This is a genomic window from Halomonas hibernica (genome assembly GCF_013183775.1).
Taxonomy (GTDB): Bacteria; Pseudomonadota; Gammaproteobacteria; order Pseudomonadales; family Halomonadaceae; genus Vreelandella; species Vreelandella citrativorans.
The window spans coordinates 14,028-40,613 of sequence record NZ_VIFN01000007.1 but is presented as its reverse complement, the minus strand read 5'-3'; the positions used below and the strand labels follow the sequence as shown (position 1 = coordinate 40,613).

The 26,586-nt window shown below is 54.8% G+C and carries 25 protein-coding genes; 11 read left to right on the top strand and 14 right to left on the bottom strand.

Annotated features, from left to right (window positions below; translation table 11 throughout):
* Positions 1-58: 58 nt before the first annotated feature.
* On the bottom strand, positions 59-256 hold the full coding sequence (locus tag FKN99_RS11795; RefSeq protein WP_087108335.1) for a CsbD family protein: 198 nt from the start codon (positions 254-256) through the stop codon (positions 59-61).
* 531 nt (positions 257-787) lie between these two features.
* Here FKN99_RS11795 and FKN99_RS11790 point away from each other — a divergent pair.
* Positions 788-2,512, top strand: a complete 1,725-nt coding sequence (locus tag FKN99_RS11790; protein WP_172118031.1) for a DEAD/DEAH box helicase — start codon at positions 788-790, stop codon at positions 2,510-2,512.
* Between the two features lie 124 nt (positions 2,513-2,636).
* Positions 2,637-3,347 (top strand): deoxyribonuclease V, encoded by a 711-nt coding sequence (nfi, locus tag FKN99_RS11785; RefSeq protein WP_172118030.1) that lies wholly within the window; start codon positions 2,637-2,639, stop codon positions 3,345-3,347.
* A 34-nt stretch (positions 3,348-3,381) separates the two neighbouring features.
* On the opposite strand, the gene FKN99_RS11780 is transcribed toward nfi, so the two are convergent.
* On the bottom strand, positions 3,382-4,098 hold the full coding sequence (locus FKN99_RS11780; protein ID WP_172118029.1) for a glutamine amidotransferase: 717 nt from the start codon (positions 4,096-4,098) through the stop codon (positions 3,382-3,384).
* 167 nt (positions 4,099-4,265) lie between these two features.
* On the opposite strand from FKN99_RS11780, the gene tpx reads away from it, so the two are divergent.
* Positions 4,266-4,769, top strand: a complete 504-nt coding sequence (tpx, locus tag FKN99_RS11775) for a thiol peroxidase (RefSeq protein ID WP_087108345.1) — start codon at positions 4,266-4,268, stop codon at positions 4,767-4,769.
* Here the strand turns inward: tpx and FKN99_RS11770 are convergent.
* Positions 4,759-5,442, bottom strand: coding sequence for a gamma-glutamyl-gamma-aminobutyrate hydrolase family protein (locus FKN99_RS11770; protein WP_172118028.1), 684 nt, complete (start codon positions 5,440-5,442; stop codon positions 4,759-4,761). The genes tpx and FKN99_RS11770 overlap by 11 nt on opposite strands.
* A gap of 58 nt (positions 5,443-5,500) precedes the next feature.
* Positions 5,501-6,505: an amidoligase family protein gene (locus tag FKN99_RS11765; protein WP_172118027.1), complete on the bottom strand. Its 1,005-nt coding sequence runs from the start codon at positions 6,503-6,505 to the stop codon at positions 5,501-5,503.
* 129 nt (positions 6,506-6,634) lie between these two features.
* Here FKN99_RS11765 and FKN99_RS11760 point away from each other — a divergent pair, with 129 nt between their 5' ends.
* Complete coding sequence (locus FKN99_RS11760) at positions 6,635-8,986, top strand: mechanosensitive ion channel family protein (protein WP_172118026.1); 2,352 nt, start codon at positions 6,635-6,637, stop codon at positions 8,984-8,986.
* On the opposite strand, the gene FKN99_RS11755 is transcribed toward FKN99_RS11760, so the two are convergent.
* Complete coding sequence (locus FKN99_RS11755) at positions 8,983-9,411, bottom strand: hypothetical protein (protein WP_172118025.1); 429 nt, start codon at positions 9,409-9,411, stop codon at positions 8,983-8,985. The two genes, FKN99_RS11760 and FKN99_RS11755, sit on opposite strands and share 4 nt — an antisense overlap.
* Positions 9,412-9,463: 52 nt before the next feature.
* On the bottom strand, positions 9,464-10,546 hold the full coding sequence (locus FKN99_RS11750) for a DnaJ domain-containing protein (protein ID WP_172118195.1): 1,083 nt from the start codon (positions 10,544-10,546) through the stop codon (positions 9,464-9,466).
* Positions 10,547-10,657: 111 nt separating this feature from the next.
* On the opposite strand from FKN99_RS11750, the gene FKN99_RS11745 reads away from it, so the two are divergent.
* Entirely contained in the window at positions 10,658-12,094 is a 1,437-nt protein-coding gene (locus tag FKN99_RS11745) for a hypothetical protein (protein WP_172118024.1), read from the top strand.
* A 151-nt stretch (positions 12,095-12,245) separates the two neighbouring features.
* On the opposite strand, the gene FKN99_RS11740 is transcribed toward FKN99_RS11745, so the two are convergent.
* The 8 genes from FKN99_RS11740 to FKN99_RS11705 all read right to left on the bottom strand — a co-directional run bounded on the left by FKN99_RS11740 (position 12,246) and on the right by FKN99_RS11705 (position 20,427).
* Positions 12,246-13,370, bottom strand: coding sequence for an aminotransferase class V-fold PLP-dependent enzyme (locus FKN99_RS11740; protein WP_172118023.1), 1,125 nt, complete (start codon positions 13,368-13,370; stop codon positions 12,246-12,248).
* A gap of 206 nt (positions 13,371-13,576) precedes the next feature.
* Complete coding sequence (cdd, locus tag FKN99_RS11735; RefSeq protein WP_172118022.1) at positions 13,577-13,984, bottom strand: cytidine deaminase; 408 nt, start codon at positions 13,982-13,984, stop codon at positions 13,577-13,579.
* A gap of 24 nt (positions 13,985-14,008) precedes the next feature.
* Positions 14,009-14,734, bottom strand: a complete 726-nt coding sequence (gene deoD, locus FKN99_RS11730) for a purine-nucleoside phosphorylase (protein WP_172118021.1) — start codon at positions 14,732-14,734, stop codon at positions 14,009-14,011.
* Positions 14,735-14,766: 32 nt separating this feature from the next.
* Positions 14,767-16,011, bottom strand: a complete 1,245-nt coding sequence (locus FKN99_RS11725) for a phosphopentomutase (RefSeq protein ID WP_172118020.1) — start codon at positions 16,009-16,011, stop codon at positions 14,767-14,769.
* Between the two features lie 27 nt (positions 16,012-16,038).
* Positions 16,039-17,367, bottom strand: coding sequence for a thymidine phosphorylase (deoA, locus tag FKN99_RS11720; protein ID WP_172118019.1), 1,329 nt, complete (start codon positions 17,365-17,367; stop codon positions 16,039-16,041).
* A gap of 1 nt (position 17,368) precedes the next feature.
* A complete protein-coding gene (gene deoC / locus FKN99_RS11715) occupies positions 17,369-18,160 on the bottom strand; it encodes a deoxyribose-phosphate aldolase (protein WP_172118018.1) in 792 nt (263 codons plus the stop codon).
* 86 nt (positions 18,161-18,246) lie between these two features.
* Positions 18,247-19,530 (bottom strand): NupC/NupG family nucleoside CNT transporter, encoded by a 1,284-nt coding sequence (locus FKN99_RS11710; protein ID WP_172118017.1) that lies wholly within the window; start codon positions 19,528-19,530, stop codon positions 18,247-18,249.
* 54 nt (positions 19,531-19,584) lie between these two features.
* Entirely contained in the window at positions 19,585-20,427 is an 843-nt protein-coding gene (locus FKN99_RS11705) for an outer membrane protein OmpK (RefSeq protein WP_406565428.1), read from the bottom strand.
* 304 nt (positions 20,428-20,731) lie between these two features.
* On the opposite strand from FKN99_RS11705, the gene FKN99_RS11700 reads away from it, so the two are divergent.
* The 6 genes from FKN99_RS11700 to cyoE all read left to right on the top strand — a co-directional run bounded on the left by FKN99_RS11700 (position 20,732) and on the right by cyoE (position 26,585).
* The gene (locus tag FKN99_RS11700) at positions 20,732-21,523 is read left to right on the top strand and encodes a DeoR/GlpR family DNA-binding transcription regulator (RefSeq protein WP_172118016.1); all 792 of its coding nucleotides are present in this window, start codon (positions 20,732-20,734) and stop codon (positions 21,521-21,523) included.
* Between the two features lie 278 nt (positions 21,524-21,801).
* Entirely contained in the window at positions 21,802-22,788 is a 987-nt protein-coding gene (cyoA, locus tag FKN99_RS11695; RefSeq protein ID WP_172118015.1) for a ubiquinol oxidase subunit II, read from the top strand.
* A 2-nt stretch (positions 22,789-22,790) separates the two neighbouring features.
* Positions 22,791-24,767, top strand: a complete 1,977-nt coding sequence (cyoB, locus tag FKN99_RS11690; protein WP_172118014.1) for a cytochrome o ubiquinol oxidase subunit I — start codon at positions 22,791-22,793, stop codon at positions 24,765-24,767.
* Positions 24,767-25,381, top strand: coding sequence for a cytochrome o ubiquinol oxidase subunit III (gene cyoC / locus FKN99_RS11685; RefSeq protein ID WP_172118013.1), 615 nt, complete (start codon positions 24,767-24,769; stop codon positions 25,379-25,381). The genes cyoB and cyoC overlap by 1 nt, the downstream gene beginning before the upstream one ends.
* Entirely contained in the window at positions 25,378-25,701 is a 324-nt protein-coding gene (cyoD, locus tag FKN99_RS11680) for a cytochrome o ubiquinol oxidase subunit IV (RefSeq protein ID WP_087108378.1), read from the top strand. Before cyoC ends, cyoD begins: the two co-directional genes overlap by 4 nt.
* Positions 25,659-26,585, top strand: a complete 927-nt coding sequence (cyoE, locus tag FKN99_RS11675; RefSeq protein WP_172118012.1) for a heme o synthase — start codon at positions 25,659-25,661, stop codon at positions 26,583-26,585. The genes cyoD and cyoE overlap by 43 nt, the downstream gene beginning before the upstream one ends.
* Position 26,586: the final 1 nt, after the last annotated feature.

The window sequence follows — 26,586 nt, the reverse complement described above, 5'->3', positions numbered from 1 at the left end:
CCAATAACTTGCAACGTTTGACTAAAACAGAAGTGAGTAGGCTTATGACGCTGACGGGTTATAGCGTGTTGGCCCAATCATCAGCACGTCTTTCGGCTTCTTCACGTGTCAGGCCATATTTTTGCTGAAGCTTGCCCACTAGCTGATCTTTCCTGCCACCAATCTGATCAAGCTCATCATCGGTGAAGTCGCCCCAGCTAGTGCGTGCTTTACCTTTCATTTCCGTCCACTTGCCTTCAATTTGATCCCAGTTCATACATCACTCCTTGAATTGCTGAACGTGTTGAGGCATCTAATTAAGTTAGACGATATTTGCACAAGTGCAAATGACGATGTTTGTTTTGGGTGAAGTAAAAAAGGTGTAGTAAAAAGGCTGGTCATTCATTATTTGAGGTGTTAGGATGCGCGCTCCTCGCATGTGTTGACCCCTCCATCACGACGATAAGCGATGTCTACGTAGTTTTTATATTTGATGCGTAGCAAGGCTTGCGGGAACATCTCGCTGATTGCAGATGTTCATTGCTGTGAAGATGGCGCGCCTCCAGCATTTCACCAAACGGGTGAAATCGGCGCAGAAGGTCGCCACAGCGGTTGGCCCTTTGAGAATATATAGGTTTGCCAACCGTATGCCAGGTGCGACCGGCGTCTCCGACTCCACTGATGACATTATCCGCTTATTGACGGAACCTGTTTTTCGATGCTGCTTTTTAGCGCAACATCGTTGTCAGAGTCAGAGACGCTTACGATGCTCTTTTGCCGGTACTGCCGGCCTACCAAGGTGTGATTAATGACCTCGACTTCTGTCGCCTCGCCGAGCTTCGGCGATCTGGCTCTATTGCCTGCCGTTCTGTCTGCTGTTGAAGCACAGGGCTATGTAACCCCTTCACCTATCCAGGCGCAAACTATTCCTGCGTTGCTGGAAGGTCGCGATATGCTGGGCCAAGCACAAACCGGTACCGGTAAAACCGCAGCATTTGCTTTACCGTTATTGTCACGACTGGATCTTCAGCGTCGTGCTCCTCAAGTATTAGTCATGGCCCCAACCCGCGAGCTTGCTCAGCAGGTTGCAGCCTCATTTAGTAAGTATGGTCAAAACCTGCAGGGCCTTGAAGTGGCCATCCTGTGTGGTGGCCAAGAGTACCGTGAACAGTTAGGCGCGCTGAAGCGTGGTGCCCAAGTTGTCGTTGGCACCCCCGGCCGTATTATTGATCACCTGGACCGTGGCAGCTTGAAGCTGGACGGCCTGTCAGCACTCGTATTAGACGAAGCTGATGAAATGCTGCGCATGGGCTTTATCGACGACGTAAAACGCGTGGTCGCCGATACCCCGAAAGATGCACAGCGTGTGTTCTTCTCGGCCACACTGCCGACTGAAATTGAGCGCATTGTTAACCGCTATCTGGTTGACCCGGTAAAAGTGGCGATTGAGTCGCGCACGACCACTGGCGAAAACATTGAGCAGCGCATTGTACGCGTTGACGGCGGTGCCAAGCTTGAAGCGCTGGCGCGTATTCTTGAAGTCGAGCCGGTCGATGCCGCTATTGTCTTCGTACGTACTCGTGCCGCTTGTACTACCCTGGTTGAGCAACTGACGGCTCGTGGCGTCAACGCCGCTGGCCTGTCCGGTGACTTGGACCAAAGCCTGCGCGAGCGTACGATTACTCGCCTGAAGCGTAGCAAGGTCGACGTACTGATTGCGACTGACGTTGCTGCCCGTGGTCTTGACGTGCCGCGCATTACGCACGTTATCAACTACGATCTTCCGCAAGATGCAGAAGCGTATACGCACCGTATCGGCCGTACTGGTCGTGCTGGTCGTAGCGGCATCGCGATTACCTTTGCTGGTTTCCGTGAAGGCCGTAAAGTAGGTTGGATGGAGCAGGCAACTGGTCAGAAAATGGCCGAAATGCCGCTGCCTGACGAAGCTGCTATTCGCGCTCACCGTGACGAAGTGTTCCACCACCGTGTGGTGGCAGCGCTTACCAAAGGCGCCGAAGAGCAGCAGGCACTGGTAGAGCGTCTGGTAGAAGAAGGTCACGACGCTATTCAACTGGCCTGCGCCTTTGCTGCCATGGCACGTGCTGATGAAGCGCCGATTGGCCGCTTGCAAGCGCCGCGTAAAGAGCGTGCCCCGCGTGAAGGTGGCAGCGCCAAGCCAGGTGCTCGCCGTGAGCGTGGCGAACGTGGCGAGCGTCCGCGCGCACCTAGCGAAGGCATGACTCGCTACCGTGTATCCGTTGGCCATAAAGATGGCGTTAAGCCAGGCCAACTGGTTGGTGCGTTGGCGAATGAAGGCGGCATTGAAGGTGCGCGTATCGGTCGTATCGATATCCGTAACGCCTTCTCAGTGGTTGAGCTGCCTAGCGGTTTGCCTTCCACTATTCTGACCAAGATGGCCCGTGCTCGTGTCGCCGGTCGTCCGTTGGAAATCAGCGAAGACCGTGCGCCTGAGCGTGCTCCGCGCCGTCGTCGTGATGATGGCGATGCGCCGATCCGTCGCCGCGAAGCGTAATCGCTTAAGCATGCGATAGCGGTATTAACCGCGCCTAAAATGCCCTCGTACCGGTTTCCGGTGCGGGGGCATTTTTTTGCTACGCTAAAAGATGACACGCCAAAAAAGCGACAGGGAGTCGACAGTGAAAGCAGCCTTGCATGAATGGAACCTGGCGCCTAAAGAGGCTATCGCGCTTCAGAAAGAGCTTGCTACACGGTTAGAGTCTGATGACCGTATTGCGCCGGTAACGCACATCGCCGGGATGGATATTGGCTTTGAAGACAACGGAGATACCACGCGGGCAGCCGTGGTGGTGCTCAAGTGGGACCCACAAACAGCACCTGACTTAACGCTTGTTGAGCGCGTTGTTCATCGTGAGCCGACGCGAATGCCGTATATTCCAGGGCTGCTCTCTTTTCGCGAAATACCGGCGGCACTGGGCGCCTTTGAACGGCTCAATATACTGCCCGAATTAATCATGGTGGATGGCCAAGGGATCGCCCACCCCAGAAGGCTCGGAATCGCCGCGCACTTGGGGTTGTGGCTGGACCTGCCTACCATCGGCGTTGCCAAATCACGCCTTTACGGCAAGCACGATGAGGTAGGCGAGGTACGTGGGGATTGGGTGCCACTGCGAGCCGGTGACGAGACGATTGGCGCCGTCCTGCGCTCGCGTGACAAGGTGAAGCCGGTATTTGTCTCGCCTGGCCACCGAATTAGTCTTGAAACATCGCTTGATTGGGTAATGCGTTGCCTGGGGCGTACCAAGTTGCCAGAGCCTACCCGCTTGGCCGACAGGTTGGCTTCAAGGCGCGACCAGCATGTCAAAAAGCCACAGAATTCGCTGTTTTAAGATGTCTGGCTCACGTGACCATGTGATGAGCGTTTTATAAAAGCGTGATAAAGCGCTTGAGTAAGCTTGTAGCCTCCTGTGTTTCAACCACCTGAGCGGCAATTGCCTCTGCGTCTTGTTGCTGTTCAAGCAGCACTTCGCGCTGATGCGCTATATAAGCGCGCATGACAGGTACAGTGAACTCAGGGTGAAACTGCACGCTCCACTGGCGCGGTCCGTAACGCAGTGCTTGGTGCGCATCGTGGGAATTACAGGCCAGCACCTGGGTATTGGAAGGCAACCCTAACACAGACTGCGCATGGGTCAGGTGGGCCATAAAATGCGCGGGTAGCTGGCTAAACAGGGGGTCTTGAAGGCCCGCATCCGTCAGCGTAACGCTATGCGTACCCAGCTCACGCCCCTTGGGGTGGAAGTCGCTGACACCTCCAAAAGCCGCTGCCATTAACTGATGGCCGTAGCAAACGCCTAACATGGGAATGTCCGCTTGAAGCGCCTCCTGTAGCCAGGGTTTTAAGCGTTCGCTCCAGGGCTCTTGGTGGCTCACCATGCTGTGCGAACCGGTAATCAGAATGCCTGCCAGCGCGTTTAGCGGTAGCGGCGCAGACTCCTTTCGGGCGTCCCATACGCGAAGTGTTAAATGCTCAGGCAGCGTATCGTTTAGCTGTTGCTCAAAGAGGGTTTCAAAGTCACCGTGCTGTTCGACAACGTCAGAAAATGCATCGCCGGTTTTGATAATGACGACAGAGGCCATATTGATTCCTGTGAAAAAAGGCAGCTTGGTGCGCACACTGTTGATGCGAGCATCAAGGGGATAAAGCATGTCATTATGCGACAGGGCGAATAGGATGTAACCGCCATTCAGTGAGTAACGCCAATAATGAGCGATCCTGCTCATTAAGCTTTAACAAGGAGATGACAATGCAACACGTGACGCGTGCCGGTGAACCGATGGATGTAGCCGGGGTAATACCTTCCGTTGATCAAGCCGCGCCAGAGATGGTATTAACCGATGGCAATCTTCAAGACGTAACGCTGGATACCTACGCAGGCAAGCGGAAAGTCCTCAATATAATTCCCAGCGTCGACACGCCGACCTGCGCCATGTCGACACGGCGTTTTAATGAGCTTGCTTCTAATTTGGACGATACCGTGGTGTTGGTGGTGTCAGCTGATTTGCCCTTTGCCGCTCAGCGATTTTGCGGTGCGGAAGGGTTGGACAATGTTAAAACGCTTTCCACCTTCCGCCATCCCGAGTTTTTAGAAGCCTGGGGTGTCGCGCTGCGTAATAACCCTATGGAGGGCTTATGTGCACGTGCCGTGGTGGTGCTGGATAGCGATAATCGCGTACTGCATAGCGAGCTGGTCAGCGAAATCAAAAATGAACCGAACTACGATGCGGCACTGGCCGTACTTACGGCGTAGCTGACTGCTGACAACGTTTAGCGGCCTCCAGCAGCGCACTAATCAGGCGCTGCTGGGGTCGGTTAAATATCAGCCATTCGGGATGCCATTGAACCCCAATTAAAAAATCATGTTCGCGCGATTCGATGCCTTGCACCAGGCCATCACGGTCACGCGCGACAATCTCTATCCCTTGGCCCGCTTGGTTAACGGCCTGATGATGAAGGCTATTTACCCGGCACCAGGTGACGCCGAGTAGTTGATACAGTTGGCTTGCCCCCACGATATCGACCGTCTTACGGGGAAGTACCGTGCGTCGACGTTTTAAGCCTTCGTGGGTGGTGTAAATATCGGGGTCCAGCGTGCCGCCTAAATGCACGTTGATTAATTGCGCACCTCGGCAAATACCCAAAACGGGTGTGTTTAAGGGAATGAATCGTTCAAGTAAGGTAAGTTCCAAGGCGTCGCGTGCTGGGTCAAGGCGTACATCCAACTGGAGTTCACCGCCGTAAAGGGTCGCCTGAATATCATCGCCACCGCCAATAATTAACCCATCCAGATACGCTGGTAACGGGCGGGAAGGGGATAGCCGCAAGGGTTTTCCGCCATGCCGCCATACGGCAAACCAGTCAAACCACCAGGCAAGGTGGCTTTTATAATCCGAGGTGGTAATTCCAATAAGCGGCCGTTGCATTCAGATAGGTTCTCTTGAGTCGTCAAAAATAGCCGTGCTGCTGACATGGAACGCTGTCTTAACGGCGCATCCACGTTGTCAGTTTGTCTTTTAAGCGCATCATGAACGGTCGATTTTGCTTGGCGATATATTCATCGCAGCGTGTTTGAAGAAGCTGAGTGTCCGCCGCGAGTTGTTCCACTTCAACCCAGCGGTTCCATTCCACTACTGCCCCCCAGCCTGGCTGAGAGAGCTGTGCATTGGGTAATCGGTAATGAAACGCGGGACGCGGTTTTATAAGTTTGGTATGCAGCAGCGCGTGAGGATGCTCTGGACACAAATATGCAAATAATGGCAGTAGGTCAAACTCACGATTGCGCGTGGCGTTATAGTGCAGGTAATCGTTAATAAACGATGCAAGGTCTGGCTGGTAGCGCCTATCCAGCACCTTTAACGCGTACTCCTTGGGGAAAGGGTTAGCATGGGGCAGCACTTCACGGGTGATATCCACTTTGATCTCATCGCGCAGCCAATGGGCCAGCAAGAGATAAGCACGCAGCACCGCCAGCAGGTAGTCAACGTCCAGACGCGCTACCTCCAAATTAAGGTGCAAACCAAAACCATACAGCAGACTAGCATCTGTGCCTTTTGCACCCTGGTCGCGTAATGCCTGAAAAATAGTATCCAGCTCTTTAAGTTCATTCCACGGCACCGGCGGACAAATAAGCTCGGTGGGCACCAGGCCTGTTACCATGTCGCCAATAAATTCGCGGGTCTTTTGGTGAAATTCCAGGCGGCGCTGATGCCGATGCCGCTCCCATTCGCTATCCTGGTTGGCCTGCTCTTCAAGCAATGCCTGATCGGGGTGGGCATACTGGGTGTCAAGCTCAATGCCAAATACACCCCAGCGGGTTCCCTCAACCAGTAGCCGGTGGGGGCTTACCACGTTAAGCTCACCTTTAAACAGATCGCGAACCACTAATGCAGTGTCGTGGGGTGGCAAACCGGCAAATTCGATCTCAATGCCCACACGGCGTGCCTTGCCGTCGCTATTTAACCGATTCGGGGGAGCTTGCAGCGTCATCTCGGCATCCTGTGAGGTGAACGTTTAGACTATCAGCCTATCATAGTCGCGCAGGTAGGCTGAGCGGATTCCGGGAGGCGAGAGGGAGTAGGCGCGGTGTCATTTTTGAATCCATTTTAGGAGCATGGTGTGCGACAGCACTGGATAATTAACACTGCCATTTACATTGCGTTAACGGTACTGGTCAGCGTAATGGCGACTCAGGTTCAGGCCCAGGTCGTCTCGCTTTCCGGTTTGAGTGGAAATGAGCCGAACCAGGAAGAAGAGGTCAGCAGTGATGAATTCCAACGCTCGCTGAATGATGTTATCGCCATGCTCGACAATGAAGAGCAGCGTACGGCGCTGCTTAACTCGCTGCGCGAGCTACAGGTAACAACGGATGCTACTCAAGAGGAAGGCATCGTACGCCAAGGGCTGCTGGGCGCACTTGCCGACACGCTAACGGATCTCGGCGAACAGGCCCAGGCAGGCAACTCACCGATTGATGAGTGGTCACGGCAACTGGTGCAAGGGGCCGCTGATCTGCGTGCCTTAAATGCTGGCACGGACCGCGGGCAGGCGATCCGTGAAGTTGTTGACGGCGCAGTGATGGGGATTATCTGGGTCACGCTGCTGGTACTGATGATTGCCTTTGGCCGCTTGGTTGCGACGCGCCGAGAGTGGCCCCTGGATTTGCCTCGTGATCCCAAGGCGTGGCTGCTGGCGGCGCATTTTCTACGCCGCATGCTGCCTTGGGCACTGGCCTTTGCGATTATTCTGGGCATTGCCCAACTGCTGCCCTACAGCCCAGGGCGCACGGTGGTGTTGGTTATTGCGTATGTCTGCCTGTTTGGACGTGCGTTATCGGTAGTGTTCGAGACCGTCATTGCCTTCTTTAGTCGAGGGCACCGCTTTACCGCTGTGCAGTTGTTGCAGCAGCAGGCACTGCGTGGGCTGTTTGTGATCGGGGCGTTGATCGCTTTGGGCGATGCGGTAAATTCAGCGCGCCTGGTGGATCTACTGGGGACCGAACTCTCAAGCCTTGTCTCGATGCTGTCCAATATGCTGGCCGCGCTGCTGGCTGCGCGCTTTATTATCAAGTTCAAGCAGCCAGTACGTCATCTCATTTGTAATCGGCCCTATAAGCAGCGCCGGGAGGCCAGCACGGCCGTTGAGATGGTGCGTACCTTGGGCGGCTTATGGCATATCCCGGCACTGCTACTGGTGGGCGGCTCGTTATTGGCGATTTTTATCACCGTGGGCGATGTCGGGACCGCGCTGGCACGTTCGATAATTTCTGCGAGCTTGCTGGTACTTACCTTGGTGATTACCGGGTTGATACGCCGTCAATCCGAGCGCTTGAGTAAGCGTCGTCGTCGGCGCTTTAGCCAGTACCGAAAACGCCTCGAGCGCTTTGGGTTTGTGTTGGCGCATATCTGTTCATGGATGGTATTTGCTGAACTCTCCATGCAAGTGTGGGGAGGATCGCTGTTTGGGCTAGGTCAAGAAGCGGTGGCCAGTACGCGTATCGGCCAAGCGCTGGTTAGCCTGGGGGCGACAATTTTGTTGGCATGGTTGGTGTGGATATTTGCCGACACGGCCATTCAGCGGGCACTGACTTCCTCGGGCCGCGCTCGTGGTCGGCGGGTTAACCAGGCGCGGGCGCAAACCATCACGCCGATGATCCGTAACGTAATCTTTGTCGCCATTTTGATTATCGCGTTTATTGTCGGGCTGGCTAACCTGGGGGTGAACGTGACACCGCTGCTGGCGGGTGCCGGTGTGATCGGCTTGGCGATAGGTTTTGGCGCACAGACGTTGGTTCAGGATTTGATTACCGGCATCTTTATTCTGATTGAAGATTCGTTGGCGGTAGATGACTTTGTGCGCATCAACAACCATATGGGGACGGTAGAAGGGCTGACTCTGCGTACCGTGCGGTTACGCGACCTGGATGGCGTGGTACATATTATTACCTTCAGTCGTATTGAATCGATCCACAATATGTCGCGTCAGTTTGGTATTGCGCTAATGCGGATACGCATTCCCTATGACATGAAAATTGATGATGCCATTACGCTAATGCAGGAAACCGCCCAGGAGCTGCGCAATGACCCGATGATGCGTCATTACATCTGGTCGCCGCTTGAAATGCAGGGGGTTCAGGGATTTGAAGAGGGCTGCCCTATCTTGCGCATGCGCTTTCGGACCGCTCCTGAAATGCAATGGGATGTTTCGCGGGCCTTTAATCTACTGCTTAAACAGAGGATGGAAGCGCAGTCCATCGATTTGGGTGTGCCGCGTCTAAGTGTCAGCATGGAAGCGCGCTCAGAAGACCGTATGGAGCTGACCGGAGGCACCGACCTATCGCTTGATAATGGGGAAGCCACAACGGGTGAGCACGAGGCCAATAAAAAGCCTGCACCGCCCAGGCCCGCCCCGCAGCCTACTCAAGCAGAGATAGAGCGTGATGAGGGGGGGACGTATCGCGGCTCACCTTAAGCCGCAATCGTCTGGCTCAAGGTGAGTCCCAGCGCAATCCCCAGGCCTGTACCGATGGTGAAAATCGCAATGAGTAGCCAAGCGCCGCGCAAGCCACGCCAACGGTTGTAGAGTTTTACGACGTGGCTGACGCGGTCGACCAATTTATCGTGACGGGAAACTATCTCGTCAGGCGGTACTGAAAAATCGTTGGCAACATCATCCTGCCAATGGGCGCCGTGGGTTAGCCCAAGCTGAGTACGCAGCTGCCCAATGTCGCTCAGCGTGGCGTGCAGCTTATCGTAGTCTGCACGCCGCTTGGCGACGGCGAATGCGGCTTCCGCATCCTGGCGCAAAGCGCTGTTGGGGCAGCGAGCAACGGCTTGCTGTAGCTCTTCATCGTTTGCTTGGGGTGGAACGTTAAGGCGTTGGTACAAATCCCGCATAGGTGCATTGTTCTTTTAGGGTTGGAGGTTAACACCAGAGAGTGTGCCTATTTTACCGATAGGTTTGCATCAAGTAATCATAGGCGCTTTTTATACGTTGAAAACGTGCTGAAGCAAGGGCAATTTGATGTTCACTTTGGGTATAGAAGCGATCCGGATGGTGTAGCTGTGCCATGCGCCGGTAGGCACGGCGCACTTCTGCTTGGGTAACGCCGGGTGATAACTCCAGTACCGCCAAAGCGCGGGTGGTGCGATCAGGTGGCGCCGGTGTGGACGAGCGCTGTTGATGGCTGTGCTGATAGCCGTTCTGATAGCCCTGGCGTGAACCCTGGTATGAGCCCTGCTGTGAGCCTTTTTGCGAACCGCTTTTCGAGTTTTGTTGCTGGCGTTTTGCGCGCTCACGCTCCTCTTTTTTGCGCCGAGCATGTTCCTGCTGCTGTCGAGCCTTTTCGTTGCGCGCTTGGTCTTTACGCGCTTTGTCGTCACGAGACTTGTCGCTGCGGGCTCTCTCACGCTCGGCCTTTTCCTGGGCTTTCGAATGCGCGCGTTGGGCCTCTTCTTCCTGGCGCCTTTTTTCCTGCTGTTCGGCTTTTTCCTGAGCCTCGCGGGCCTGGCGGGCAGCCTCTTCAGCCTTGCGTGCTTGCTGTGCGTAATAGTCAGCGTCATGGGTACGCCAATAGGCGTCGCGGCTGGGATCTTCCGGCAGAGCGAGCGCGCGTCCTGTAAGCTCTTTAAATAGCGTGCCAAGTGTTGTGGGCAGCACATTGAGCAAATCTGCCACGAACCGCAATATATAATGGTTCGACAGAGAAAGGTCGCCATTGTCGGTTGCCACTGTGATGGCTTGATGCATGACGCCAAGGCTATGCTCTGCAGAGCACTCCTTGCGAATGACTTCAGCGGCAAGCTGAATAGCCTTGAGGTCGCGCTGCCGCGCAATATGCATGACTGGCGCCAGTTCATGCCCATGACGAAAGTGCGCACACACCTGGGCCAAACGGCGTCGCCGTTGACCTTCTGAAACGTGTTGGCGGTGTACCAATATCCAGGCCAACAGCAGTAGCTTTGCCGTATCCACTTGGCTGCGGCTTTGCAGTAGCAGCAGCTCAAAGGGGGAGAAACGGGCAATGGGCATTCCCAGGCTCCAAAGGGTAAAAGTAAACCATCCCCGCACGAAGCGGACCACCATGACAATTGGTGTCATGGTATATCATCGCTCAAGGCAATGAAGTAGGAGATTGACCAGGTGATTAACGTCGAGCGCAAAAATAGCTACCAGCTACGCCTTACACGGCGGCTCAAGGAAGAGACATCGCATAGGCTTGACGTCTATCTTTTTGTACCTGGCGAGCTGGGTTTAAATGCTCACGTCATCTCGGAAGAGGCATTTTATCACTCATCCATTAGTGTCTCGCGGACGTACTATAGCGATGCCTACCACCTGCCGCTAGTGCATAGCCGGCTCGCCAGCCGTAATCAGTTGGGTAGCGAATCCTACCGATTAAGCTTAAGTCTTTATGCGTATCAGTATGTGACTGCCATGGAGCGGACGACTCAAAAAATGCTGGTCCGCGAACGCAAACTGCGTAGCGAACGGCAAAAAGAGTCCAGCGATGTGCAGACGCTAAGAGAAGAGCTGTGTGAGCAACTGAATGAAATGCAGAAGCTCAGCGAAAGCATTTTAAGGAAGATGCGCCGCAATCAACCCACGGATGAGCGCTTATACAAATATTTCGCCAATATTGATAACTATCTCTCCTGGTTTACTGAGCAGCAGCTGCTTTCACTAGTGGCCTATATGCCAAGAGGTGGCGAGTTTAGTGATATCAAGCGCCAGTTTATCAATGTGTGCGAGCGTGAAAGTGAGTATCGACGCGAACAGAAGTACAACTCAGAGCGTGTGATGGAAGACCCAACACGCATGTCGAATAAAATGCGCTTGCTACGCCGCTTGATTGAATATCCGATTACCTTGAAGCAGGAGGCGCTGGAGTTAGGCGGCGGTGAGCAAAAAGCCGTAAAAGCGTTGGCAACCGCACTGGTAATGGCCTGTGTCACGCTGGGAGTATTGCGCGTACGCGAAGTCGTTGGCGATATTACGGCGCTGTTTGTGCTTGCCATGGCGCTGCTGTATGCCTTGCGTGAAGTGTTTAAGGACGACCTGCGCAATACGCTTTGGCGCCTGTTGCGTCGGGGGCGGCCAAAATGGCGTCGCCAATACGTTGACCCCACGCGTAATGCGCTGGTGGGGCGTCAGCTTGAATGGTTTGATTACAAGCGCTACACCGCCCTGAACGAAGACATCAAACAGATGCGAAGACGGACCGTGGCTGAGCGGGAAGAGGATGTGCTGCATTACCGTTCCAGTTCCCGTATGTCGCCCACGCGGTTTTTGAGTGGTTACGAGCATACGCGAGAGACACTGTATATTGATCTCTTGATGCTGACCCGCTTAATGAGCAAAGAGAAGCATCATATCTTTCGGTTAAAAGATGGTCAGGCCGTACGTGAAAGCGTTGAACGGCGCCATTTGTTCAACCTGGTGGTGCGTGAAACCGGCAGTGAAGATGCCCCCTACCTGGCGCGCTGGAAGGTGGTGGTTAGTCGTTCAGGCATCGTCGATGTCGAAAAAGTTGCTGAAAGTGGCGCCTCAGAAGGCACATCCAGTGAGCTCAGCCCTTGAAGCCATTTCTTAAACTCAGTTCTTAATTCAGTCCTTACATGCAGCCTCTGTGCATGCGAGTGCCAGCCAGCTGCAAGCGATTCACTCAGAGGCGCCCGAAAAGACGCCTCTGAGCGGATATAGTCAGCGTTAAGCACTGTGTAACGGCTGATTAATTGAACGAAGTAAGGGCCTTTTCCAGGTTGTCCACGCTGCGTTTAGTGTGATGCAGTTTATCCAGCCCAAACAGGCCGATACGAAAGGTCTGGAAGTTATCACCTTCATCGCACATTAAGGGCACACCGCCCGCCACTTGAACGCCTGCTTGGGCAAACTTGCCGACAAGCCCGGCATCGTTGGTGTAGCTGACCACGACACCCGGTGCTTCGAAGCCTTCAGCGGCAACGCTGATAAACCCGTGGCGTGCGAGCATGTCCCGAACGCCCTGACCAATGGCCTGCTGCTCTTGCTTCACCTTGGCAAAGCCGTATTCACGAGTCTCCTGCATGATATCGCGCAGCTGGCGCAAGGCATCCGTTGGCATGGTGGCGTGGTAGGCATGCCCACCGTTTTCGTAGGCCTGCATGATCGCGTGCCATTTGGCTAAATCGCAGGCAAAGCTATTGCTTTGCGTTTCGCTTAAGCGCTGTGTGGCGCGCTCAGAAAGCATGACCATGGCGCAGCAGGGTGAACCGCTCCAGCCCTTTTGCGGTGCGCTTACCACTACATCAATACCCAAATCCTGCATATCCACCCACAGGGTGCCTGCGGCAATGGCGTCCAGCACAAACAGGCCACCCACCTCACGCGTCGCTTGCGCCACGGTACGAATGTAGTCATCAGGCAGCAGTAGACCCGCAGAGGTTTCTACCTGGGGGGCAAACACCACAGCGGGTTTTTCCTGGCGGATACGCTCGGCGGCTTCTTCCGCAGGTACAGGCATAAACGGCGACTGCGGGTCATCAGACGTCACGCGGCGTGCTTTGAGCACTGTGTGTTGGTCGGTTAAACGGCCCATCTCGATAATCTGCGTCCAGCGGTAGCTGAACCAGCCGTTACGAATCACCAGGGTTTTCTGATCCAGGGCGAACTGACGTGCGACCGCTTCCATGCCAAACGTCCCGCTACCGGGAACAATGGCCGTTGCATGGGCGTTATAGACCTCTTTCAGCGTGGTCGAAATATCGCGCATGACGCCTTGAAACTGCTGCGACATGTGATTGAGCGAACGGTCGGTATACACCACCGAGTATTCAAGCAGTCCGGTGGGATCAACGTTGGGCAGTAGGGCCGCCATGGCGTTCTCCTTAATGAGTAAGCGTGCGAGATAAAGTGCCTTACAGGGTTTGGGGAATTAGAGCCCGAGGAAATAGAGTACGAGGAATTGTTAGGCGAGGCCAGTGCTGGCAGTGTGGTTCGCAAGGCAATAAAAAACCGCCGTCATGAAGACGGCGGCAGAGTGACAACCAGCCTGATGCGGCTAACCGCAGTAATGAATGCGGCCTAGCGTTGAGGCAGTTGCTCGGGGCCAAAGGCGTCCGGCAGTAATGTTTCCATGGTGTAGGTTTTGAGCACCTCTCCCTGGCGGGAGATAACCATGATTTGCGTATCGGGGGTAGCGAACTCACGAATACGCTGACGGCAATCCCCACAGGGCGTGCACAGGTGCTCGCCTGGCCCCATTACATACACCTTGGCAAGCTCGCGCTGGCCAGCGGTTACCATCGCACTAATGGCCGATGCTTCTGCACAAAGCCCCTTGTAGTGAGCAACTTCGACGTTAGCGCCTACAAACTGCTGGCCGTCCGGGCACTCCATGACGGCCGCGACCGGGTGGTCGGAGTAAGGGACGTAGGCATTGTTCAGTGCATCAAGCAGCGTGTTGACCAGCGCAGAGTCTGCTTGGCTCATAGATGATTCCTCGGTTTAACCCACTTAGGCGTTGGCGGCGTCGTCACGCAGGACGGTATCCAGCGCGATGACCATCATATCGTTGAAGGTGGTTTGACGATCGGCGCTGGAGAGCGCTTCACCTTTCAAAATATGATCCGATACGGTGCAGATGGTCAGTGCGCGGGCACCGAACTCGGCGGCAACGCCGTAAAGGCCAGCCGCTTCCATCTCAACGCCTACAATGCCGTAGCGCTTCATCAGCTCGGCCATATCGGTCTGCGGGTTGTAAAACAGATCGGCGGAGAAAATGTTGCCCACTTTCACCGGCACGTTTTGCGCTTTGGCGGCGGCTACGGCGTGGCTTGTCAGCTCAAAATCCGCAATCGCGGCAAAGTCGTGGTCGTTAAAGCGCATGCGGTTCACCTTGGAATCCGTGCACGCACCCATGCCGATCACCACATCACGAACGTTAACGTCGTCGCGTACTGCGCCGCAGGAGCCTACGCGAATAATCGACGTCACGCCGTAATCGGTAATCAGCTCTTTGGCATAGATGGACACTGACGGAATACCCATGCCGTGGCCCATCACGGAAATTTTGCGGCCTTTATAGGTGCCGGTATAGCCCAGCATGCCACGCACGTCGTTCACCTGACGCACGTCATCAAGGTAAGTTTCGGCAATGTACTTGGCGCGCAGCGGGTCGCCGGGCATCAACACCGTATCCGCGAAATCACCCTGTTCAGCATTAATATGCGGAGTAGCCATGTGGTTTCCTTATGTCTTGTTAAATAGCGCCATCAGGCAGCATAAGAGAGAAAGCTTTTGCCATCGTCCATTGCGGGAAGGGCGAAGTAATCCGCCAGTGTCTGGCCAATATCGGCAAACGTATCGCGTGCGCCCATCGGCCCTGGCGCAAACCCCGCGCCGCTGACCATCACAGGAATGTATTCGCGCGTGTGCTCAGTACCTTCCCAGCTTGGGTCGCAGCCGTGATCGGCGGTAAGAATCAGCAGATCGTCACTGTTCAACGCAGCCAGCAGCTCCGGCAGGCGAGCATCAAAGTGCTCAAGGGCGGCCGCGTAGCCCGGCACGTCACGACGATGACCGTAGACCGAGTCGAAATCGACAAAGTTGGTCATGATCATGGTCGGGCGGTCGCTGGTTTCAGCAGCGGTGCGCGCCACTTCACCCAACGTCGCGTCCATCAGTGCATCGTGGCCGCTGGCTTTGACCTTGTGGGTAATGCCGCAGTGGGCGTAGATATCGGCAATCTTGCCAATCGATACCATTTCACCACCGGCATCGGCGAGCTTTTGCAGTACCGTGGGCGAAGGCGGCTCTATGCTGTAATCGCGACGGTTACCGGTACGCGCAAAGCTTGCGCTGTCTTCACCTATAAACGGGCGGGCAATTACCCGGCCGATATTGTAAGGCTCCAGCAGCTCACGCACGGTTTCGCACAGCGCGTAAAGGCGATCCAGGCCAAAGTGCTCCTCGTGGGCGGCAATCTGGAAGACCGAATCCGCTGAGGTATACACAATCGGTTTGCCGGTTTGCACATGCTCATCACCCAGCCGGGCGATGATCTCGGTGCCTGAAGCATGGCAGTTGCCGATCACGCCGGGCAGGTCGGCTGCCTGAACAATCTTGTCCAGTAGCTCTTGTGGAAAGCTTTCGGTCTTATCGCTGAAATAACCCCAGTCAAAACGTACCGGCACGCCAGCGATTTCCCAGTGGCCGGACGGGGTGTCCTTGCCGCTGGAAATTTCCTGGGCGTGGGCGTAGGCGCCTTCAAGCACCTCGGGGAGGGCAACGCCTTCGGCAACCGTGCCGGTGCTATCCCGGTGGGCGTGAAACAGGCCAAGCTTGGCCATGTTAGGCAGCTTCAAGGGGCCTGAGCGCTCAGCCGTATCGGCTTCGCCACGCGCGCAGGCGGCAGCGATGTGGCCCAAGGTGTCCGAGCCTTCATCGCCAAAGGCGGCAGCATCGGCAGCGCTGCCAATGCCGAAGGAGTCTAGTACCAGCACAATTGCACGTTTCATGGCGTTTTCCTCGTCAGGCGGTGCTCATTAAAGCGCTTCACCGCGATAGGTTTCTTGAAGCAGTGAATCAATCGTCGCTTCGCCCGTGCCAATGGTGATGGCAGCACGCAGCTGGGCAGCGGCGCGGTCAGCTGCTTCATCGCTACGCGCGTGAACGAAGGCTAGCGGCTGCTGGCTATCCACTTGGGTGCCCAGCTCGGCAATCGCACTAAAGCCCACGCTATGATCAATACTGGCGTCGTTACGCAGGCGGCCACCGCCCAGCTCGACCACGCTCATGCCCACTGCGCGAGTATCGATGCGCAGCACATTGCCCGACTGCTCGGCATATACGGGTTTGACCACGTTGGCTTTGGCAAGGTAGCTGTCAGAGCGCTCCATAAAGTCACCCGGACCGCCCAGCTCACGTACCATGCGCGCGAATACTTCGGCTGCGGCACCTGAGGTCAGGGCTTTTTCAAGCTGGCTCAGGGCATCTTCACGGCTCTTGGCCAGTTTGCCCGCCATGAGCATTTCAACCGCCAGCTCACGCGTGACTTGCATTACGCGGCTGTTGGGACGCTCGCCGCGCAGCAGCTCTAGTGTCTCAACGATTTCAACCGCGTTGCCCGCGCACGGTGCCAGCGGCTGGCTCATGTCGGTCAATAGGGCTGTCGTCGGCGTACCGGCCTGGGTGGCGACCGAGGCGATGCTTTTGGCAAGCTCGTGGGATTTTTCGGTGGTGGGCATAAACGCGCCACTGCCGACTTTGACATCCATAACCAGTGCATCGAGGCCGGAAGCAAGCTTCTTACCCAGAATGGACGCGGTAATCAGCGGAATGGACTCAACCGTGGCGGTAACGTCACGCACGCCGTAAATGCGCTTATCCGCCGGTGCCAGGTTGCCGGTCTGGCCGATGATCGCCACACCAGTGGACTTCACCACATCACTGAAGCGCTCAGGAGCTGGGTAGGGGTCGTAGCCGGGGATCGACTCAAGCTTATCCAGCGTACCGCCGGTGTGGCCAAGGCCACGGCCTGAAATCATCGGTACAAAGGCGCCACACGCCGCGACCCACGGGCCGAGTACCAGAGACACCAGATCACCCACGCCGCCGGTGGAGTGCTTATCGACCACCGGGCCTGGCAGGTTTAAGGAGTCCCACTGCATGACGTGGCCGGAGTCACGCGTGGCGGTGGTTAGGGCTACGACTTCCTCACGGCTCATGCCGTTAAGAAATACCGCCATGGTGAAGGCGCCAATCTGAGCATCGCTGATACGGTCATCGGCAATGCCCTGGACAAACGTTTTGATGTCCGCTGCTGCCAGCGGGTTGCCATCGCGTTTTTCGCGAATTAATTCCTGTGGGAGCATATTAGTAGCCTTCCTGTGGTGCTGCGCTTTCTACGCCGCCCAGTGTGTTTAATAAATTGGCTAAAAGACTCGATGCACCAAAGCGAAAATGTGCCGGTGTTATCCATGCACTGCCCATGATGTTGCTTGCCAGTGCCAGGTACTCAGCGGCTTCTTCTGTGGTGCGCACGCCGCCTGCGGCTTTAAAGCCAACGTCTTTGCCGCTTGCTTTAATCGCGTTCAGCATAATTTCGGCGGCTTCCAGCGTGGCGTTGGTGGCCACTTTGCCGGTAGAGGTTTTAATAAAGTCGGCGCCGCCTTCAATAGCAAGCTCGCTAGCACGTTTGATAAGCGCTGGGTCTTTGAGTTCGCCTGACTCGATAATGACTTTTAACAGGGCCTGGTCTGCGCAGGCGGCTTTACACATTTCAACCAGCTCAAGGCCGGTTTCTTCGTCACCTGCCATCAGCGTGCGGTAGGGGAACACCACATCGACTTCGTGGGCGCCAGAGGCAACGGCATCGCGGGTTTCACGGGCAGCCGCCATAATGTCATCGCCGCCATTCGGGAAGTTGGTGACGGTCGCGATTTTTACCAGCTCGTTGAGTTTGTGGGCAGTTAGCGCACGCTGAGCGGTAACAATAAACTGCGGATAGACGCAAACGGCGGCCGGGTTGCCGTAAGGCGTTTTAAGCTGCTGGCAAAGCGCTTCAATCGTGCTGTCGGTGTCGCTGTCATTCAGGCTGGTCAAATCCATTAAGCTCAGCGCTTGGCGGGCGGCCTGGATGGCGTGGGGAGAGGCTGTCGCGGTCATTGGATTCTCACAAAATTGATAAAAGACAAAACGGGCACTGCGAGATCAAACAGCAGCGCCCGTTGCATGGTGTCGTACTCGCTGCGTTATGTCGTAATACTGCTCAGCGAGATGAAGAAGCCAGCAATAGTGGCTGACATTAAATTGGACAGTGTACCGGCCAGAACGGCTTTGCCCCCAAAGCGGGCAATTTCAGCGCGACGGCTCGGTGCAATACTGCCTAAACCGCCCAACAAAATAGCGATTGAGGACAGGTTGGCAAAGCCGCACAGGGCGAAAGACAAGAAGGCCGTGGTATGAGGCGTCATTAATTGACCCGTCGCGGCAACCACCTGCTCCCCATCAATGTAGGGGGCCAGGTTAATAAAGGCGACGAACTCATTAACCACTAGCTTCTGGCCAATAAAGGAGCCCGCAACGGTGGCTTCAGCCCATGGCACGCCCAGCATGAAAGCCAGCGGGGCAAACAGCCAGCCCAGGATCATTTCAAGGCTCAGCGACTCAAATCCAAACCAGCCGCCAACGCCTCCTAAAATGCCGTTGATCAGTGCGATCAAGGCAATAAAGGCCAGCAGCATGGCGCCAACATTGGCCGCCAGCATTAGGCCAGAGGTAGCGCCTGAGGCAGCAGCATCCAGCACGTTGGCGGGTTTGTTTTCCTGCTCTTGGAGCTCTTCCTCGACTTTAGAGATGCTGTCGCTGTCAGTCGCGTCCTGGGTTTCCGGCATGATCAGCTTGGCGAACAGCAGCCCCCCCGGGGCTGCCATAAACGACGCCGCGACCAGATACTCCATGGGAATGCCCAGCTGCGCGTAACCGGCAAGTACCGAACCCGCTACCGAGGCAAGGCCGCCGCACATAACGGCAAACAGCTGCGAGGGCGTCATGCGAGCAATAAACGGGCGTACCACCAGCGGCGCTTCGGTTTGGCCTACGAAGATATTGGCGGTCGCAGAAAGCGACTCCGTACGCGACGTGCCGAGCGCCTTTTGCAGCCCGCCACCCAGAATACGAATCACCCACTGCATGATGCCCATGTAGTAAAGCACGGCGATCAGCGAGGAGAAGAAGATAATGACCGGCAGGACCTTGATCGCGAAGATAAAGCCAACGTTATCCACATCAGCCAGACCACCAAACAGAAAGCCAATACCATCGTTGGCGTAAACCAGTACCTGGCTCACTCCCATGGAAATGGTTTGCAAAATGGTTTGTCCAAACGGCACATAGAGGACAAACGCCCCGATGGCTGCCTGGATGCCAAAAGCGCCCAGCACGGTACGCAAGCGAATTGACTTGCGGTCGTAAGAAAAAATCAGAGCGATAGCCACCAGAGTGACCATGCCAACCAAGCTCATAAGGAGGGTCATATGGGAATCCTTTGAGTCCGCTAAGGGAGCTCGTTTAAAGTAAGTTGAGCCTGCTTAAAGTATGTTGAGCTTGATAGAGTAAATCATCGCGTTTTGATAAGCATTCGGCGTGCCGAGCTTATTCTCCGAGTAGCGATACTGAACGCCCGTTGTGATCAAATCGTTGGGGTGCCACCAAAGGCTCAGCGCACCGTTGGTGCCTACGCTTCCGGCTTTGCCACCTACATAGTTCTGTTCCAGGTAGTCACTGTCGCGGCCAAACGTTTGCTCGTGCCAGTTGGTGACGCTGAAGTTTTGATTAAGGGCGGCGAAGTCATAGCCCGCGACCCAGCCAGCCATGTAGCCGTTCATGCCAGTATAGCTTTCGCTCTGAACGCGTGCTGCGCCAATAAAGGGTTTAAACCATAAACCGTTGGCGAACGTTGTGCGGTAGCCCAGGCCCAGGATTTGGTCTTGTTCGCGGCTGTTATAGCCGTAGTCACGGAAGTCGTACACGTGGGCGTAGAGCGACAGCGGGGTATCCCCCAGATAAATGTGTGACGTTACCTTGCCTGCCGTGCGGAAGTTATCTTTACCGCCGCTCGATTCATCGAACTGATCGTTGGTCGGGTTTTCGAAATCAAAGAAACCGTAGAACTCGCCCCAGCTAAAGCCCGCGCCGCCTTCGATCTCTACGTAGGTAAAGTCACTTTTTGCCGCGTTGGAGGCCGTGCGGCGCTCGGTACCGTTAGACCAGTCGAGGTAGTTAACCGAGACATTGGCAAAGGACCAAAGAGGTGTCGTCGGCTGGGGTGGCGCATCGGCAGCTATTGCCGGTGTTGCCAGTGCCAAGCCAGCGGCTAAAACGCCAACGCTGGTAGTGAATGAAAACGTACGCATTGAGATCGGAGCAGTCATGTAAGCCTCAAGAGGGGTTGCCATAGTTTGGCCGTCGTTAGAATTATGTGGGCTGGCGAAAATGTTATAATTATAACATTGCATGTTATTTTTTTAACGCCCATTTGCAATAAACTCACACCAACGCTTCTTGGATGACGCGACCGGGGCGTCGCAGGAGGGCTTGCATGTTCCAGACGTTAAGCTTGCGGCTTTAACGTCTCGGCCATAGGCTAAGCACGCCGTTGGGTAACAATGGTCATGGCACCCGCCATACACGACACATTATAAAGCGGATAATAACGGTAATGAGGAGATACTTGGTATGAGCGACCGTAGCGCCCAGCGGTTGGCATTGCTTCAGGAAACGCTTGCTGGTGGTGGTACGTTGCATTTACGTGACGCCGCTAGTTTATGCGGTGTTTCAGAAATGACCATACGCCGCGACCTTTCAACGCAGCCTTCTGCGTTAACGCTGCTGGGCGGAAGGTTGGTAATGGCAAGTTACCCAAGTAACACTCCTGCGTACGATTTGGCGGAGCAGCAAGCCAACGACTATCCGTTAAAGCACTTGCTCTGCAAGCGGGCCGCAAGCTTTATTGAAGAGGGCGATACGCTGTTTATTGATTGCGGCTCAACGCTGGTGCCTCTTTTGGGGCAGCTGGGAAATTTTCATGAGCTAACGGTGGTGACCTATGCGTTAAATGTCGCCACGGCGGTATCGACGCTACCCAATGTGCGTTTGGTGCTATTGGGCGGGCTATTTTATGTGTCATCACAATCATTTGGCAGCGATGACATGCGCGCCGCCATTGAGCGTATCGGTATCAATAAGGCATTTATTTCCGCTGCTGGGGTTGATTGCACGCGGGGCGTTAGTTGTTTTCACTTTCATGAAGTAGCCCCCAAGCAGGCGGCTATTGCCTGTGCTTCGCAGCGCTTATTAGTGATCGACGCGAGTAAAATCGGCATGATTCGCCCCGCCTATTTCGCGTCATTGAACGATTTTGACATTGTTGTGACTAATGAGGGCAGCGCGCCCGCGTTATTTACCCATTTTACGGGGCGTGTGCTTACCCACCTTTCTGTTTCATCTACTTATGAACAACCGCGTTAAGAGGGTGCGGCTAGGTGCGTCAAATCGTCGCTTTGATTCGTTGCCTGGATCAAAGGAAGATACGCCGGTTAGAGCGGGCCTCCTTCATGTTAGGATGTCGGTTCAATCCGCTACCTGCTTCTAATCCCGGTAGCGCATGTTTTTCCCGGAGCACAGGCAGTACCTTTGGCAGAGTGTTTTGGGAAGAGTATGGGGTGTTAGTTAGCTGACATATGGCATATCGTTTGGCTTGCTGTTTGACGGCTAGTTTTGTAACGCAACTCTGACGAGATCGCACCATGCAACAACCTTCCTACTGGCGCAGGTCAGGCACTCTGGTGCTCATTGCGCTGTGCTTGCTGCTTGCAGGCTGTAGCTCGGCCTTGATGGACCCAAAAGGTGTCGTTGGTGAAACCCAGCGTTCACTGATCCTGAGTTCATTTGGCTTGATGCTGATCGTGGTCATCCCCGTTATTGTTATGACGATAGTGTTTGGCTGGTACTATCGCCGTAGCAATACGATGGCTGAATACCTTCCTGACTGGGCGCACTCTAACTGGATCGAGGGCATTGTTTGGCTAGTTCCTGTCGTAATCGTCGCTATTTTGGGCGTAATTACCTGGAAAAGTTCACACGACCTTGACCCCCATCGCGCACTTGAAAGTGATACACCTGAGCTTGAAATCCAAGTCGTGGCACTTGATTGGAAATGGCTGTTCATTTATCCCGAGCAAGGTATTGCAACGGTAAATGAAGTGGCATTCCCGGTTGATACGCCCGTCCGCTTCCGAGTGAGCTCCGGTTCGGTGATGAACTCTTTCTTCATTCCTCGACTAGGCAGCCAGATTTATGCCATGGCAGGAATGGATAATGACGTTTATCTCGAAGCTAATGAGATCGGTACCTATAGCGGTCGTTCGACCAACTATAGCGGTGCAGGTTTCTCTGGAATGATCTTCGATGCTCACGCGACATCAGATGAAGACTTTGATGCGTGGGTAGAAGAGGTTCGGCAGTCACCACAAACGCTGACCTACCCAGAAGGCTACTCACAATTGGCTGAGCGCTCTTCGTTCAACCCCGTTGAGTACTTCGCAAGTGTTACACCTGAGTTCTATGAGCGTCTGGTCTCCAGCTTCCGTACTGGCAGCAACCCTGAAACCGACACTCAAGATGCGCCTCGCGCACCAGCTATCGATAGCAATGAAGCCTATCAAACGACCGACAACCAAGCGAGTGGCGAGGCTGAAGAAGGCCAACCTGTGAGCAATGAGGCGGGAGAGTAACCGTGTTCGGTAAATTAACCCTAGAAGCAATTCCCCTTCACGAACCCATTCTGGTTCTTGCGGGTCTCGTGGGGATTCTAGGCGGCGCGGCGTTGTTAGGCGCGCTGACCTATTTCCGTAAGTGGGGCTGGCTATGGAACGAGTGGTTCACCTCCGTTGACCATAAAAAGCTCGGTATCATGTATTTCATCGTGGCGCTTATCATGCTGCTGCGCGGTTTTGCTGATGCCCTGATGATGCGTGTGCAGCAGGCGGTAGCCGCAGGTGGTTCGATGGGCATTTTGCCGCCTGACCACTACGACCAGATCTTTACCGCCCACGGCGTTATCATGATCTTCTTCGTGGCCATGCCTATGGTTATCGGCCTGATGAACCTGGTTATTCCGTTACAGATCGGTGCGCGCGATGTTGCGTTCCCGTTCCTGAACAACCTGAGTTTCTGGCTGTTCGCGGTTTCGGCTATGCTGGTCAACATTTCTCTGTTCGTGGGTGAGTTCGCTACCACTGGTTGGTTGGCTTACGCGCCGTTATCGGGGATAGAGTACAGTCCCGGGGTCGGGGTCGATTACTGGATATGGGCGTTGCAGATATCCGGGATAGGTACCACGTTAACGGGTATTAACTTCTTCGTTACTATCCTGAAAATGCGTACCAAGGGCATGACCCTGTTCCGCATGCCGATCTTTACCTGGACGTCGCTGTGCGCCAACGTACTGATCATTGCCTCCTTCCCGATTTTGACCGCTACTATTGCCATGCTGACGCTGGATCGTTACCTGGGGATGAATTTCTTCACGAACGATATGGGCGGCAACATGATGATGTACGTCAACCTTATCTGGGCGTGGGGCCACCCTGAGGTTTACATTCTGATTCTGCCGGCCTTCGGTGTGTTTTCAGAAGTTATTGCGACCTTTGCACGCAAGCGTCTGTTCGGTTACCACACCATGGTATGGGCAACGATCGCGATCACGATCCTGTCATTCATCGTTTGGTTGCACCACTTCTTTACCATGGGCGCAGGCGCCAACGTCAATGCCTTCTTCGGCATCATGACAATGATCATCGCCGTACCGACTGGGGTGAAAGTCTTTAACTGGCTGTTCACTATCTTCCGTGGACGCCTGGAAATGACCTCGCCGACACTCTGGACGCTGGGTTTTATTATCACCTTCGTCCTCGGTGGTATGACAGGCGTTATGCTGGCGCTGCCGGCGGCAAACTTCGTGCTACACAACAGTCTGTTCGTTATTGCCCACTTCCATAACGTTATCGTTGGTGGTGTGGTCTTCGGCATGATGGCGGGTCTGACCTACTGGTTCCCGAAAGCCTTTGGCTTCACGCTTGACGAGAAGTGGGGCAAGCGCTCTTTCTGGTTCTGGGTATCAGGTTTCTACGTGGCATTCATGCCGCTATACGTACTGAGCTTCTACGGTGCCGTACGCCGCATGAACTCTTACCCGAACACTGAATGGCAGCCCTGGTTTATCGTTGCCTTGGTCGGTGCACTGCTGATTGCTGCGGGTATCGCTTGTACGCTCATCCAGTTCTACGTAAGCGTGCGTAACCGCGATAAGTATGCGGATGTGACCGGCGACCCATGGGATGGCCGTACGCTGGAGTGGGCAACCTCTTCACCGCCTCCGTTCTACAACTTTGCACGCCTGCCCGTCGTTGGTGATATCGACAGCTTCTGGTCACAAAAGCAGCGTGGCAACGAGCAACTGGACAATGCTCCTTACACGGATATCCATATGCCGAGGAACACGGTGGCCGGACCTGTCATCAGTGTCTTTGCGATGATCTTTGGTTTCGCCATGGTATGGCACATCTGGTGGCTGGCTGGGTTCAGTGCAATCGGCATGCTGGTGAGCTTCCTGATGCGGGTATCTAACGACGATATCGATTACTACGTGCCTGCTGCAGAGGTCGAGCGAATCGAACGTGCTCATCAACAACGTGTGGAGGCCCAGGCGTAATGGCTACTGAATCCCTACATCACGATGCCCATGCTGAAGAGCATGAGCACCACGATGCCGGTCCTACCAAGGTATTTGGTTTCTGGGTCTACCTAATGAGCGACTTAGTGATCTTCGGAACACTATTCGCCACCTACGCCGTGCTCATGAGGGGCACGGCAGGTGGGCCGACCGGCGCGGATATTTTTGAACTACCCTTGATTCTCTTCGGCACCTTTGCACTGCTGATCAGTAGTTTCACCTTCGGCATGGGCGTTCTGGCAATGAATGCCAATCGCGTCGGCCAGGTGAAAATGTGGCTGGGTATTACGTTCGTGCTGGGCCTGATGTTCCTGGGCATGGAAATCTATGAATTCCATCACTTTATCAATGAAGGGTGGGGCCCGGATCGCAGCGCCTTCCTGTCAGCGTTCTTTACACTGGTAGGTACCCACGGTCTGCACGTAATGTTCGGTATGATCTGGATTCTGGTCATGCTGGTTCAGTTGTCGACTAAAGGTCTGAATGATAAAACGCGTCCGCGTATCCTGTGCTTGAGCTTGTTCTGGCACTTCCTGGATATCGTCTGGATCTGTGTCTTCTCCTTCGTCTACTTGATGGGAGTGCTGGTATGAGTTCTTCTAGCCAACCGTCCGGTCACGGCACCGTAAAGTCCTATGTAACGGGTCTTGTGTTGTCGTTAGTCCTGACTGTCATTCCATTTGGCGCGGTTATGCTGGGTTCGTTCAGCTTACCCGTGAACGTGGGAATCATCACTGTGACGGCCGTTTTGCAGGTGCTAGTTCAGCTTGTGATGTTCATGCACTTGGACTTCAAGACTGAAGATGGCTGGAACATGCTTTCCTTCGTCTTTACGGTGCTGATTCTCGGCCTAGTGGTAGGAGGTTCGCTGTGGATCATGCAGCATCTACATCTCAACATGATGATCGGCTAACCAGAATGCCCAACCGGTGGCACGATCTGCTTGAGCTAACCAAACCAGGAATCATTGGCGGCAATCTCATTGCCGCCCTTGGTGGCTACTTTCTAGCCGCGCATGGTGAATTCGATCTGGTGACGTTTGCTTCGGTCATGTTGGGGATCGCATTAGTGATCGCCTCAGGCTGTGCCTGTAACAACGTGATTGATAGGGACATTGATGCTCTGATGGCGCGCACGCGCCATCGTCCTCTGGTGAGAGGAAGCGTCTCTATCACGCAAGCATTGGGCTTGTCGGCGTTTCTGGGTATCAGTGGTGTGGTCTGCTTGGCATTGGGCACCAATGGGTTGACGGTGGCCTTGGCTGTTATCGGATGGGGCGTGTATGTGGGGCTGTATAGTCTCTATATGAAGCGCAACTCCGAATACGGCACGGTAGTAGGCAGCTTGTCAGGCGCTATGCCGCCCGTGATCGGGTACTGCGCAGTGACGGGTACCTTTGACAGTGGAGCGATGGTTCTGCTGTTAATCTTCTGCCTCTGGCAGATGCCTCACTCCTATGCCATTGCGATTTTCCGCTATGCCGATTACCAACGCGCTTCGATTCCCGTTCTGCCTGTTGTTCACGGGATCAAGCGCGCAAAGCATCACATCCTTGGCTACATTGTGGCGTTTATTCCCGCCTCATTGGCTTTGGTACTGGCAAGTCAGGCAGGTACTGGCTACCTGTGTGTCGCACTGACCATGGGGGGCTACTGGCTCTACCTGGCGATTTGCGGCTACCGGCTGGATGATGATGTACGCTGGGCCAAACGCGTATTTGGCGTATCGATTTTGACCATCACCGCAATGAGCCTGGTGATTGTGTTGGAATCCATGGTGCCAATAATGTGGGCGTGAT

Bases quoted from the DNA above. Each gene is read 5' to 3' on its own strand.
- FKN99_RS11795 (WP_087108335.1), bottom strand. From the start codon at position 256: ATGAACTGGGATCAAATTGAAGGCAAGTGGACGGAAATGAAAGGTAAA.
- FKN99_RS11790 (WP_172118031.1), top strand. From the start codon at position 788: ATGACCTCGACTTCTGTCGCCTCGCCGAGCTTCGGCGATCTGGCTCTA.
- FKN99_RS11780 (WP_172118029.1), bottom strand. From the start codon at position 4,098: ATGGCCTCTGTCGTCATTATCAAAACCGGCGATGCATTTTCTGACGTT.
- tpx (WP_087108345.1), top strand. From the start codon at position 4,266: ATGCAACACGTGACGCGTGCCGGTGAACCGATGGATGTAGCCGGGGTA.
- FKN99_RS11770 (WP_172118028.1), bottom strand. From the start codon at position 5,442: ATGCAACGGCCGCTTATTGGAATTACCACCTCGGATTATAAAAGCCAC.
- FKN99_RS11765 (WP_172118027.1), bottom strand. From the start codon at position 6,505: ATGACGCTGCAAGCTCCCCCGAATCGGTTAAATAGCGACGGCAAGGCA.
- FKN99_RS11755 (WP_172118025.1), bottom strand. From the start codon at position 9,411: ATGCGGGATTTGTACCAACGCCTTAACGTTCCACCCCAAGCAAACGAT.
- FKN99_RS11750 (WP_172118195.1), bottom strand. From the start codon at position 10,546: ATGCCCATTGCCCGTTTCTCCCCCTTTGAGCTGCTGCTACTGCAAAGC.
- FKN99_RS11740 (WP_172118023.1), bottom strand. From the start codon at position 13,370: ATGGCGGCCCTACTGCCCAACGTTGATCCCACCGGACTGCTTGAATAC.
- cdd (WP_172118022.1), bottom strand. From the start codon at position 13,984: ATGAGCCAAGCAGACTCTGCGCTGGTCAACACGCTGCTTGATGCACTG.
- deoD (WP_172118021.1), bottom strand. From the start codon at position 14,734: ATGGCTACTCCGCATATTAATGCTGAACAGGGTGATTTCGCGGATACG.
- FKN99_RS11725 (WP_172118020.1), bottom strand. From the start codon at position 16,011: ATGAAACGTGCAATTGTGCTGGTACTAGACTCCTTCGGCATTGGCAGC.
- deoA (WP_172118019.1), bottom strand. From the start codon at position 17,367: ATGCTCCCACAGGAATTAATTCGCGAAAAACGCGATGGCAACCCGCTG.
- deoC (WP_172118018.1), bottom strand. From the start codon at position 18,160: ATGACCGCGACAGCCTCTCCCCACGCCATCCAGGCCGCCCGCCAAGCG.
- FKN99_RS11710 (WP_172118017.1), bottom strand. From the start codon at position 19,530: ATGACCCTCCTTATGAGCTTGGTTGGCATGGTCACTCTGGTGGCTATC.
- FKN99_RS11705 (WP_406565428.1), bottom strand. From the start codon at position 20,427: ATGACTGCTCCGATCTCAATGCGTACGTTTTCATTCACTACCAGCGTT.
- FKN99_RS11700 (WP_172118016.1), top strand. From the start codon at position 20,732: ATGAGCGACCGTAGCGCCCAGCGGTTGGCATTGCTTCAGGAAACGCTT.
- cyoA (WP_172118015.1), top strand. From the start codon at position 21,802: ATGCAACAACCTTCCTACTGGCGCAGGTCAGGCACTCTGGTGCTCATT.
- cyoC (WP_172118013.1), top strand. From the start codon at position 24,767: ATGGCTACTGAATCCCTACATCACGATGCCCATGCTGAAGAGCATGAG.
- cyoD (WP_087108378.1), top strand. From the start codon at position 25,378: ATGAGTTCTTCTAGCCAACCGTCCGGTCACGGCACCGTAAAGTCCTAT.